The sequence below is a fragment of the Rhizobium sp. R634 genome (genome assembly GCF_002211305.1).
GTDB lineage: Bacteria > Pseudomonadota > Alphaproteobacteria > Rhizobiales > Rhizobiaceae > Rhizobium.
Genome location: NZ_LOKW01000023.1, coordinates 493526 through 505740, shown reverse-complemented (window position 1 = coordinate 505740; position 12215 = coordinate 493526). Strand labels below are relative to the sequence as shown.

The 12215-nt window shown below is 57.5% G+C and carries 9 protein-coding genes; 1 reads left to right on the top strand and 8 read right to left on the bottom strand.

All coding sequences use genetic code 11. The features are described 5' to 3' along the window. Nucleotides 1-130 precede the first annotated feature (130 nt). From ATY77_RS20335 to ATY77_RS20320, 4 genes are all read right to left on the bottom strand, one after another. Nucleotides 131-1123, bottom strand: a complete 993-nt coding sequence (locus ATY77_RS20335; RefSeq protein ID WP_190237670.1) for a TRAP transporter substrate-binding protein — start codon at nucleotides 1121-1123, stop codon at nucleotides 131-133. A gap of 80 nt (nucleotides 1124-1203) precedes the next feature. Further along, nucleotides 1204-3021 carry a TRAP transporter large permease subunit gene (locus ATY77_RS20330; RefSeq protein ID WP_210199546.1) on the bottom strand — a complete coding sequence of 606 codons (1818 nt, stop codon included), beginning with the start codon at nucleotides 3019-3021 and terminating at the stop codon, nucleotides 1204-1206. Between the two features lie 624 nt (nucleotides 3022-3645). Beyond that, nucleotides 3646-5532, bottom strand: coding sequence for a methyl-accepting chemotaxis protein (locus ATY77_RS20325; RefSeq protein WP_245314373.1), 1887 nt, complete (start codon nucleotides 5530-5532; stop codon nucleotides 3646-3648). Nucleotides 5533-5803: 271 nt separating this feature from the next. After that, a complete protein-coding gene (locus ATY77_RS20320) occupies nucleotides 5804-6427 on the bottom strand; it encodes a nucleotidyltransferase family protein (RefSeq protein ID WP_088688558.1) in 624 nt (207 codons plus the stop codon). Between the two features lie 212 nt (nucleotides 6428-6639). On the opposite strand from ATY77_RS20320, the gene ATY77_RS20315 reads away from it, so the two are divergent. Next, a complete protein-coding gene (locus tag ATY77_RS20315) occupies nucleotides 6640-7602 on the top strand; it encodes a helix-turn-helix domain-containing protein (RefSeq protein ID WP_245314372.1) in 963 nt (320 codons plus the stop codon). Nucleotides 7603-7639: 37 nt separating this feature from the next. Here ATY77_RS20315 and ATY77_RS20310 read toward each other — a convergent pair whose 3' ends face one another. From ATY77_RS20310 to ATY77_RS20295, 4 genes are read right to left on the bottom strand one after another with little or no spacing between them, the layout of a single operon-like run. Continuing rightward, a complete protein-coding gene (locus tag ATY77_RS20310; protein ID WP_088688557.1) occupies nucleotides 7640-10030 on the bottom strand; it encodes a xanthine dehydrogenase family protein molybdopterin-binding subunit in 2391 nt (796 codons plus the stop codon). Then, nucleotides 10027-10788, bottom strand: a complete 762-nt coding sequence (locus tag ATY77_RS20305) for an N-acyl homoserine lactonase family protein (RefSeq protein WP_088688556.1) — start codon at nucleotides 10786-10788, stop codon at nucleotides 10027-10029. Before ATY77_RS20305 ends, ATY77_RS20310 begins: the two co-directional genes overlap by 4 nt. Next, nucleotides 10785-11264, bottom strand: coding sequence for a (2Fe-2S)-binding protein (locus ATY77_RS20300; protein ID WP_088688555.1), 480 nt, complete (start codon nucleotides 11262-11264; stop codon nucleotides 10785-10787). Before ATY77_RS20300 ends, ATY77_RS20305 begins: the two co-directional genes overlap by 4 nt. Next, nucleotides 11261-12145: an FAD binding domain-containing protein gene (locus ATY77_RS20295; protein WP_088688554.1), complete on the bottom strand. Its 885-nt coding sequence runs from the start codon at nucleotides 12143-12145 to the stop codon at nucleotides 11261-11263. The genes ATY77_RS20300 and ATY77_RS20295 overlap by 4 nt, the downstream gene beginning before the upstream one ends. Nucleotides 12146-12215 lie beyond the last annotated feature (70 nt).

The window sequence follows — 12215 nt, the reverse complement described above, 5'->3', positions numbered from 1 at the left end:
TAGCGGCGCTGCACCATGAACGCGGCGGACTCGCTGGCACCCAGTCACAAAAAGGCCGGGCCCCGTGATGTTCCTCACGAGACCCGGGAGTCAGCCGGACAACCGGCCGCTGGGAGGTATGCTTTAGGCGTTAGGTGAGCTTGCCGACCGTCTTTTCGAGGATCGCCCACAATTCCTCACCATATTTTTCGCGCCAGCTTGTGTAGAAGCCACCGTCGCGAAGCTTCTGCCTGAACGGCTCGGTATCGGGTTGATTGAATACCAGACCCTGTTTGGCCAGGACATCTTTCAGGGACTCCGACAACTTGGCCATATCTTGACGCTCATCGAGCGCGGCTTGGTTGATGTTGCGGCTCACGACCTCCTGGACATCCGCTGGCAGGCTTTCCCAGTTGCGCTTGTTGGCAACGCAGAAGAAGGCGTCCCACATGTGCCGGGTCAATGCGCAGTATTTTTGAACCTCGACGATATTTGCAGTCTTGATGTTGGCCAGCGAATTTTCCTGTCCATCGACGACCTTAGTCTGAAGCGCCGAATAGAGTTCGTTGAAATTAATCGACGCCGGAGCTGCCCCGAACGTCTGGAACATGGAGGTCCATAACGCTCCGACTGGGACGCGGATCTTCATGCCGGCAAGATCGGCGGGCGAGTTGACTGGATGCGTGCTGGTGGTGATGTGTCGGAACCCGTTGTCCCACATCTTTTCCATAGGCAGAAGATTCACCTTTTCGATGAGCTTGTGCAGAGCGACACCGAGCTCGCCGTCCATCGTTTTCCAAATCGTGTCATAGTCCGGGAAAATGAAACCGAGACCATATATCGAGGCCGCCGGAACCATCGTGGACAGTACATTGATACCAGAGTTCAGGAACAGATCGATGCCGCCTGCTCTCACCTGCGACAGCATATCAGTGTCGCTACCAAGCTGGTTGTTCGGGTAGACCTGCAGTTCCACCCGCCCGTTTGTCTCGTGTTGGATGCGGGCTGCCGCCTCCCTTGCGCGCGTGGTGATCGGATGAGTTTCGGCCAGATTGAACGCGAACTTCAGGGAATACTCGGCTGCGGCCGCTCGCTTCATCGAAAATCCGAGCGCCGTGGCACTGAGACCGAGCGTCGTCGTCATCGTGAATGCGCGTCTTGTCAGATTTACCATTTCGTTCTCCTCCAAATAAGCTCTGTGGATTTTGGTTGGTCGAGGTCGGACTACAGGAAGCCAATCGAGAGCCACGGAACCGCGGCTACCACAGCAAGGCCTATGGCCATGGCGACGATGTAGCCGACGATCGGTTTCATGCCGGCGTCGGGGCTGACCCGGCTGATTGCACAGGCAGCGTAGTAGCCGACACCGAAGGGTGGGGCGAAGAGGCCGATACCCATCGCCAACACGACAACCATGGCGTAGTGCACCTGATGGATGCCCAACTGCTGAGCAACCGGGAACAGCAGCGGTGCGAACAGCACGATTGCGGGTATCCCCTCGAGCACACTGCCGAGGATGATGAATATGATGATCGAGACGATCATGAAGGTGACCGCACCGCCCGGAAGCGTTGAGAGATTTTGAGCCAGGGCCGTCGAGAAGCCCGATTGCGTCAGGCCCCAAGCCATCGCTGTGGCCGCGCCGATAATCAGAAGGATAGACCCGGACAGGCTCGCCGTCTCGACAAGCATCGGCTTGAGCCGGCGCCAGTCAAACTGGCGATAGAACACCAGACCCGCGACAACCGAGTAAGCAATGCCGATCGTCGAAACTTCTGTCGCCGTGGCGACACCTTCGATTACGGCTGAGCGGATAACGAACGGAAGTGCAAGGGCAGGCAGTGCAGCGAGAAGCAGCTTGCCGATCTGCCTTCGACTTGCCCTCTTGACGTGGCTCGGGTCATCGTTGCGGCAGCGCCAGCGGACCAAGAAGCAAAGGGTTACCGCAAGAATAAGGCCGGGGAGAAGGCCGCCGGTGAACAGCGCGGCGATCGATACCCCGGTTGCGGATCCCACTGTAATCAAGACGATGCTAGGCGGGATTGTCTCAGTCTGGGCGCCCGTCGCCGAGAGAAGTGCAACAAGATCGCCTTCGTCTGCGCCGCGCTCCTTCATCTCCGGAAACAACACGGGCGCGACGGCGGCCATGTCGGCGGCCTTCGATCCGGATATCCCAGATACAAGATACATCGCAGCCACCAGCACGTAGTGAAGCCCGCCGCGCACATGGCCAAGAAGGCTAGCGAGGAACGCAACCATCGCCCGCGCCATACCCGTCATCTGGATAAGTTGGCCGAGAAACACAAACAGAGGGATCGCAAGAAGGATCAGATGGCTGACACCTTCGTCGATCCTGCCGACAATGATCAGAGGCGGCGTTCTGGTGGTCAATATAAGGTAGCCGAATGTAGCGATCGCGAATGAAAAGGCGATCGGCACGCCGCCAAAAACACACGCCGCAACGCCGCCGACGAAGAAGACGAGAAGATTGAGGTTTCCGAGACCAACGAAGACCGGCTTCAGCGCCCAAAACAAGCAGAAGACCGCTGCCACGGCAGCAATCGCACCGAGCGCGAGACGGAGATTCGAGCTCTGCAGAAGCCGCAACACCGCGAAAACAAGCATCAAAGCGAAGCTCGTCGGCAACGCCGAGGCGCGCCATGAGTTCTGAATATTCATCGCGGGCGTCCAGACGTAGGACTCTTCGGTGGCATATTCCAGAGATGCGGGCAGGATCAGTACGAGAAAGGCAAGTGCCGCGGCGACTGAAACCAGTTCAACGAAGCGGCGTGTATCGCCCTTCAATGCGGTGACCACCGCCGTCATGCGCATGTGTTCCTGCCGCTGAAAAGCGACGGCCGAGCCAAGCATAGCAAGCCAGAGGAACAAGATTGACGCCAGTTCGTCCGACCAAACCAGCGGGATGTGGAATACGTACCGAGCGACGACGGCCGAAAACAGCAGAAGAATTTCGCAAAGCACCAGAAGTGCTACCGGTATCTCCAGGCACCTTACCAAGGCATGTTCAATCTTGCGTGCCATTGCTGCCAGGCTCGAGGTCCTTGCAACATCTTCGATGACTCCGTGAATAGTCATAGTGGCCTCCCCACTCGGTAAGGCCTGATCGTTTGCGTGCGGGTGCAACGCTGTCGGGTATTTCTCAAAACCTGTCCTCCCACGCTCGCGCGGGCGCACTGCTCCTGCCGGGAAAGCCGGTCAAGGTTCCGGAGTGTTCTCTAAAGTGCGTTCCCACGAATTCCGCGCACTGTGCTCCTCTGCGCGTAGGTATAAGGTATGATGTCATACCCAACATAGCAAGTTCTTTTTTACCGGCTGAGGTTCAGACCTGACTGACGGCCCCACGGCGCAGCCTCAACCGGCCATCTCGAGCACGTCGGCACTGCTCGGGATTGAATGTCTGTGGGTAGAGAGTAGACTTCGACCGATCGCCTAATATTTTCCCGGTAGGTGGTACAACCCGCCTTTACGTCAGGGGGAATGCCTGGTGCCGACAAGGTCCCGTTTAATGACCCTATCGCGAGGCCGAACCTGTTTCCCGACCTCGCGCCGTCATTAAATCCGCTTGCCGATGGATACCGCCGCCGCTTCTCCATGTATCCGCCCCAGGGCCGGATCCAGTCGATCTGAGGGATGCTCGGCAGCGGCTCACGCCGAAAGCTTGGAAATCTCTCGTTGCGGGACCCACGCCGGTGATGCAGTGGCCACAGAGAAGACTGGCTCCTCCACGCCTTTGGTATCTGCCGGCCCGGCGTCCATCTGGAACCTGGATAACATCTCGAAAAGCGAGGCTGCCTCCTTGGCGAGACTGTTAACGGCAGCGGTCGATTCTTCCACCATCGCTGCGTTTTGTTGTGTCGCTGATTCAATTTTTCCTACTGAGGAATTGATGTCCTTGAGCCCGTCCGCCTGAACGCGGGAAACTTGCGCAATGGCATCGACGTTTTGATTAACACTCTGCACCTGGACGACGATTTCGCCCAAAGCGTTGCCGGCCTGGTGTACGCGCTGGACCCCATCATTTATGTGCACGTTGGATATTTCGACCAAGGACTTGATTTCCTTCGCAGCTGCCGCAGCCCTTTGCGCCAGGTCTCTGACCTCCTGCGCTACTACCGCGAACCCACGGCCGGTCTCCCCAGCGCGAGCCGCCTCAATGCCCGCGTTCAAGGCCAAGAGGTTTGTCTGAGACGCGATTTCATCGATGACGCCGATGATATTGCCTATTTCAACCGAAGAGGACCGAATGTTCGTCATAGCCTCAACAGCCTCGCGCATTATGGTGCCGGACCTCTCGGCATTCTCCTTCGTCGCGCCGACGAGGATCCCTGCTTCGTGTGCTTTATGGCTTGCGTCCACCACCTGCCTTGTCATGTCTGCGAGGACAGACGCCGTTTCCTCGACGACTATAGCTTGCTGCTCCGTTCTCATCGCGAGTTCGTTCGAGGACGTACGGATTTCTTCGGCCCCCGCAGCAATCGCCTGCGCATTATCGTTCACTTCGGACATCGCATCGCGAAGCTGGCTGATCGCTGAATTGAAGTCCAATCTGAGCGGCTCAAGAGCCCCCGTGAAAGGCCGATTGAGCTCAACGTGCAGGTTACCCTTCGACAATTGTTTCAAAGCATCGGCAACTTGTTCGACGGCAGAACTGGTCTGTTCGGCAGTCCGCTGGCGCTCTTCCGCTTCGTGCTCCAAACGCTGCCGCTCGGCATCCTGTCGATTATGTTCGGCAATCGCGTCGCGCTCAGCCGTTTCTGACAGATGGGTCTTAAGGTCGGATATCTGTCTCGCGAGCTGACCGATTTCATCCTTCCGTCGCTCGAGCCTTCGGTCAATCTCCATGTCGCCGGCTATCATTTGACGGACTGACTGCTGTAGCTTCGCCAGGGGTGCGATGATTGAGCGGGTAGTCAGCGATGCGGCGGTTACTCCGAACAAGGCAGCTATGCCGAGCGCAGTGAGGGTCAGAGATTTAAATTCATCAGAAGCCGCTTTGACTTTGCCCCCCACGCCTTGGTTTAACGCTTGCTCATAATCGATCAACTTATTCAGAGCACCAATCCATGCCGTCAACTTGGGTCGAAGTTCATTTAAGAGCAGGGGCTTTGCCTCGTCTTTTTTTCCCTCGAGCGTAAGCTTGGTGAGTTCGGCAATGAGCGGCTCCGCTTCATTCTGAAAAGCCGTCAGACCCTCGGCGAGCCGACGCTCAGCGGCAGTGCTGGCGACATCAGAACTAACGGCCTTTTGCAACTCCGCGAAGTTGGAAGCATAGGAGGCCTGCAGCTTTTTCATCATCACGATTGTCGTCGCTTGATCCGTATTCGAGTCGGTCAAAACGATGTCGCGCAATGCCACTGCTCGATCGCGGACCGATCCCAGCATTTCGATGCCATTCCGGTATTTTTGGCTGTTACTGCCATTTATGAGGCTGAGCTTACCATTGATCTCGTCGACCTGGCTGATTGACGAAAGAGAGAGAACTCCCGTTGCGCACAACAGCAACCCGAATGCGATAGACAAACGTATCGCCACGCCAAATTTCCGTATCCTCCACATTATTTCCCCTCCGCCTGAGCAAACCTTTTGCACTGCAATTGAGGTATAACCTTATACGTAATACCTTAATCGAAATTGAAGGGCGCAAAGGCCGCGGAGAACGATCCGCTCTAGAATGCAGGATATGATCGAAAGAAACCTCACAAAAGGCTGGCGGATCTGGCGCCTTCCGTAAGCTCGGGCGGCTGAATGGCCTCAGGCTGCCACTCAGGGGCGACGACGAGCAATAGTTCGCTTACTCTGAAGATCAAGATATTATACCGCCAGCTGCGATCAATGCTTCCACCGTGTCGACATCGTGCAACGCTGAAGTGCCGATATCGAAATCGACGACGGGCACATCGGAAGCTCGGATAATATTTCTTGCGCCCAGATCGCCCTTAAGCCTCGCGACCTCGCCCAGGAGGGATCTGGGAAAGATCACGGGATTACCGCGAATGTTCCCGCAGGTCGCTCCGATAATTGATCGACCACCATGAGCAACGAAAGCCTCAATAAGCGAGTTTAAATCAGCCGTTGAAACCGACGGCATGTCGGCCAGCATGACCAGTGTTCCCTGCGCCGATCGAACTTGGGGCGTCATGATCCCGGTTATCAAAGAACTCGACATCCCGCTGGCGAAATCGGGGTTGTGCGCAATGCTGATTGGAAGGCCGGAGAGAGCTGAAATCAACTCCGGAGCTCGAAAACCGACGACCGCGGTAACGGAACGAGCCCTGCTTTCACAGGCGCGCACGGCACTTCGCCTGACAAGTGGAATACCATCGAACAATGCCAGGAGCTTGCTGTCTGTGGCGGCCCCATAGCGACGTGCCTGTCCTGCGGCGAGCAGTACAACAGCCACCTCTGAAGGGTCAGCAATCCTTTCCATATTGCCTCCTAGGGTCACGGCGCATTTACCTCGCCCCCAACTATATCACTTGAGACTAGCAATGGGTCCGTTTCCGATTGAACATGCAACCTCCTTATGACGCAGAAAGCTTTCATTATTAGACCTGATACCCTATATGTATGGTGTGAACAGTCAACTCATTCGCGCTCGTGGTCAGTCGCTATCCGATGAACAAGATTATAAAGATGCCCATGAATATTGCCTCCCCGCCCGATGTTGAAAAACCCTTGCTGATGCAGCGACAGTCATCAGTTCGGCGAACGATGGAGATTGTATTCGAGACCTGGAACTTCCTGATACTTCGAGAAGCTTATTTCGGCGTGCGCCGGTTTGACAAATTTCAGCAGCGTCTGGGAATTCCACGGCAAACGCTTTCATCCCGACTCTCGAGCCTTGTGGCAAATGAGATCCTCAGCACCGGAAAGCGGCCCAACGAGCCGGGGCAACAGTATTTTCTGACGCTCCGAGGTAAAGATCTTTTTCCGACGATGCTTTCGCTCATGGAGTTCGGCGACAAGTGGTTGACGGGGGGCAACGAAGCCCCGCTACAGCTGATTCATAAAAGTTGTGGGTGTGAATGCCATCCGATTACTGTCTGCTGCGAGTGTCTCGAACCTTTTACGGCTAAAGAAGTTGCGCCGCGCGACGGACCGGGCGCGGGATATGCTCCGGTCGAGACGCGCCCAACATCTCGCAGAAGCTCAGATTCGACACTTTTGGAAAGAGTGCGGCCGTGCTCCGTCGCGCGGACGCTGGCGATCATCGGCGATCGTTGGAGCTTCCTCATTCTGAGAGAAGGCTGGTTCGGTGTTCGCCGCTTCGAGGAAATGCGGGAGAATCTCGGAATTGCCACCAACATTCTTGCGGACCGTCTCGCCCGGCTCGTACAGGCAGGGGTATTGCGTAAAGTTCCCTATAATGCGGGCGAACGCTTCGAGTATCGCTTTACGGAAATGGGTCTCGATCTGTACAGGCCCATGCTCGTCATGATGGCTTGGGGAGACAGGTGGCTCGCAGACGGCAAGCCACCAATGCGGCTTCGGCATAAGGCCTGCGGACAGGATTTTTCCGCCATCGTGGTCTGCTCCGAGTGCAAGAAACCCATCTCCTCCAAGGACACCGACTATGTCCTGAGGTACCCTTTCGACCTTTGAAGGGTCTTTTATCCCACAAGGCAAAAACGCGAAAGTGTCAATCCGGCGCATCGGGGGACAGTCTGGTGTGGCGAAGCATCTGGAAAATGCGCTCTGGAGTAACTGGCAGCGTGTCCACGGACACGCCGAGGTGAGAAAGCGCGTCCGAGACGGCGTTTGCGATCGCCGCCGGCGCGCCGATCGTGCCACCTTCGCCCATGCCGCGAAAGCCGCCGATATTATTCGGCAGATCTGCTTCGATATGGACGATACCGATATCGGGAACGCTACTGGCGACCGGGACGAGATAGTCGGCAAAGCTTGCGGCAACTGCCTGTCCCTGGTCGTCATGGACGATTTCCTCAAGCAACGCAGCACCGATACCTTGGGCCACTGCGCCGTGGATCTGCCCGTCCACGATCATCGGATTGATGATCCTGCCGCAATCCTCCGCCACGACATAACGCAGGATTTTCACGCTGTAGGTTTCAGGATCGACCTCGACCATCGCAAGATGCGTCGAGGAGCAGGCGGTTCCGAGATAGGGATCGTAGGTTTCAGAAGCCGTAAGATCCTCACGCTGGTCTCTTGGAATGCGCCCCATCTGCGTATAGACCGCAGAAGCGATTTCCTTAAGTGTCGTGGTCAGGTTCGAGTTTCTGCTGGTAACAATGCCATCATGTATGTCGAGATCCTCGGCACTTTGCTCCATCAGGTAGGCGGCAGCGCGCAAGACCTTAGCTTTCACATTGCGAGCTGCAAGCGTGGCTGCGCCGCCGCCCAGAACCGCCGAACGGCTGGCATAGGTCCCACTGGACATGGGAACCAGCGAACTATCTCCATGCTTGATCTCGATATCCTCGAGCTTGCAGCCGAGCTCGTCAACAATGACTTGCGCCAGTGTCGTCTCGAGCCCCTGACCGTGCGAGGAGATCCCGAATGCCGCGGTAATCGCGCCGGTGGCGTCGATTTCGATCTTCGAGGTTTCCGTTCCGGTGTTGATCGGCATCCCCGGCGCCACCGAGATACGCGAGCCAATGCCGGTCAACTCGGCATAGCTCGCCAGACCGATTCCGATCCATCGGCCCTCCTTTCTGGCTTTGTCTCTTTCGCGCTTGAGAGCGGGGTAATCCACATGATCGCACGCTCCTTGGAGGCATTCATGGAAGGCTGACTTGTCCCAGATAATGCCGGAAGCAGTGCGATAGGGGAATTCTTCGGGCCGAACGAGGTTCTTGCGGCGGAACTCGACCGGGTCCATGCCGAGCTTGCGGCTCGCCATCTCGATAAGCCTTTCCATCGCGAAGGTCGAGGAAGGGCGGCCAACACCACGATAAGGACCGGTTGGGGGTTTTGGTGTGAGGACACCCTGGATCCGGCCCCGGTAATGCTCCATCCGATAAGGCCCGGGCAGGAAGCTGACGACCTGCACCGTCTCAAGTGCGGCGGTCCACGGGTAGATCGAGTAGGCTCCGACATCGCCGATCACGTCTGCGCGCAGGCCGATCAGCATGCCGTCTTTGGTTACCGCCAGCTCGGCCTCGATCAGTTCGTCGAAGGCCTGACTGGTCGCGGAAAGATCTTCCAGCCGATCGCTGATGAACTTGATTGGCCGCTTCAGCTTCCTTGCCAGCGCGCAAACAAGAATTTCTTCGCCGTAGAGCGACCCCTTGCCGCCGAAGCTGCCTCCCACATCGGGGGCAACTACGCGCATGCGTGTTCCTGGGAGGTCGAGGCAGCCCGAAAGCACATCGCGGATCACGCCTGGAATATTGGAGGATGTGTAAAGCGTGAGCGATTGTTTCCGGCTGTCCCATTCGGCGAGATAGGACCGGTTCTCCATGGCAGCGGCTGTCTTCCGCGTCATCCGAAACTTGCCTTTCACGGTGACCGCTGCATCCTGGAATGCCGCGTCGACGTCGCCACGTTTGAACTCGCGGCGAATGATCGTGTTGGTGCCGGCCTCCTCATGCAGGAGGGGGGCATCGTCCTTCACCGCATCGACCTGTCTGATAGCGAAGGGCAGTGGCTCGTACTCGATAGTGATGTGTTCAAGCGCGTCTTCCGCCGCGTACCGGCTTTCGGCCACAATCGCGACGACCGGCTCGCCTACATATCGAACTTTTCCGCGTGCGAGCGGCCATATGGGGGTGGCGTAATAACCAGGCATGCGCGAGGTCGGGATGGCCGGTTTGATCTCTCCTTCCAGGTCGCTCGCGTCATAGATCGCGACGACGCCGGGAACCGAGAACGCATCGCCGACATCGATGTTCAGGATTCGGGCATATGGCTGGTCGGAGCGTCGCAATGCGACATGCAACATACCAGCTGGCGCCAGGTCATCGACATACTGACCAACACCCGTCAGCAGACGTGGATCTTCGGTGCGCTTGACCCGCTTGCCGACAAGTTTGGGCCTCAGCTCGACGGAATGGTCCCGATGGCTCATTCGTAGAACTCCACACCCTTTCGCAACTCTTGCCATTGCGCGTCGTCGTGGCCGGAAATGATTTTAGCTCCCCGCTCCCGAAGAGCTTTCAGGCGAGCGAGTGCCTCTGCGGCCAGCTCAATGTTCCACGTATTTTTCGGAGCGATACCGGTATCGATATTCGACTGGAGCGGCGCAGCATCTGAAGCGAGTATAAATGAACCGTCTTTTTCTAGCTCGACACGGGCGACGGTCATTCCTGGGGTATGACCCGGCATGGGCAGTAAGATGATGCGCCCGTCGCCAAAGACGTCATGCTCCGCATTGAAAGTCTGGAAACCCTGGGGCTGGTCCCATTCTCCTCGAAGATAGCCTAGATTCTCTGCACCGCTTGCCGTTGCAGCCTGCGTCTCCGCCTCGTGGCAGAGGATCGTTGCGCGCCGAAAGTACGCGTTGCAGCCGCAATGATCGGGATGCAGATGTGAACAGATCACAACATCTATGTCCTCCGGATCGAGAGCAAGAGTCTTCAACTGATGAACGACCGTCTGCTCAGGTGAAAAGATCGGGGTCATAACCTTGCTCAAACCGCCCCATCGCGCGCCCGGATCGATGGCGGCCTCCGGATTGCATCCGCTATCGAACAGCACGTTGCCTTGAGGATGGCGCAACAGGGTGGCGTGAACCGGCAACTCGATCGCTTCTTCCTTCAGCGCCCCGGGGACGTAGATGGACCGGCGCATACGAAGCCGGCCGCCGTCAAGAAAATGCATCTTCATCTCAGAGGTCCTCTCTCCTTAGCCAGTTCGCGGACGGCGTTGACGATGTTTTCATAGCCCGTACAGCGACAGATGTTCCCCGACAGCGCTTCCCTGATCTCCTCATCGGTTTCCAGCGGATGGTGGCGAAGAAGGTCGGTGATCGCCATGATGAAGCCGGGCGTACAGAATCCGCATTGCAGGCCATGATGCTGGCGGAACGCTTCTTGGATTCGCCCGAGTTTATCGACGCTTCCCTGGCCTTCGATGGTTTCGATTTCGCTCCCGTCCGCCTGCACTGCAAGCGTCAGACAGGAGCGTGCGCTCCTTCCATCGAGAATGACGGTGCAGGCACCGCAAACGCCATGTTCGCACCCGACATGGGTTCCGGTCAGGCAAAGGTCCTGGCGCAGGAAGTCGCTCAGCAGCATTCGTGCTTCGATCGTGCGCGTCATACACACGCCGTTGACGCCGACGGTGATCGTCTTCTCACTCATCTTGCTTGAAGCCTTTCGTGGTTCGCGCGGCTCCAGGCGGCGCGAAGGGCTCGTTTGGCGAGGACACCGGAGAGATGTCTACGGAAATCCGCAGAGGCATGGATATCCGTGTTGGGCGTGAGGATCCCAGCCAGGCGATCCGCCACCATATCGAGAACCGGCTCGGAAACATCCGTCCCCTCGATGATGCCCTCGATCTCTTCAAGCCGCAGCGGGGTTTCACCAACGCCCATCATGCCAACGCGAACGTCAGACGCCATGCCATCTACACGATGCAGCGTCGTCGCAAAGCAGGCGAGTGCGAAGTCCCCGTGGCGTTTTGCAAACTCCTCAAATCCCCATCCGGCATCCGGTCTCATCGCGTCGAGCTCGACGCGAATTACAAACTCGTCCGGTTCCAGCGAGTTGACCAGCGATCCGACAAAAAATTCGGCTGCAGGTATTTCGCGTCTACCGCGCTGAGAGTAGGCGATAACCGTCCCATCGAGAAACCGTGTCATCATCGGCATCTCGGTCGCTGGATCCGCATGCGCGACGCTGCCGCAGAAGGTACCGCGGTTGCGCACTGTCATATGCGCGACGTGATGCATCGCCTCATGCACGATTGGCAAGTGTTGGCGGATGATCGCGTCTGTCGCGGTCGTGTGATGGCGTACTGTCGCGCCGATCCTCACCCGATCTCCGTGCAGTTCGATCCGATCGAGGCCCGCCACCCGGTTGATGTCGATGAGGATGGTCGGTTTTACCAGCCGAAAATTAATCATCGGCATGAGGCTCTGGCCCCCCGCGATGATCTTACCGTCTCCCTCGGCCGCCGCAAGTGCCGCGGCGACCTCATCGATCGTGGTGGGCGCGATGTAGTCAAACGGCGCGGGCTTCATCTCGGCTGCGACCTCACCTGCGAAACTAACTTCCTCGACACGTATTGTCCTCCCGCATGGCGGTTCAATG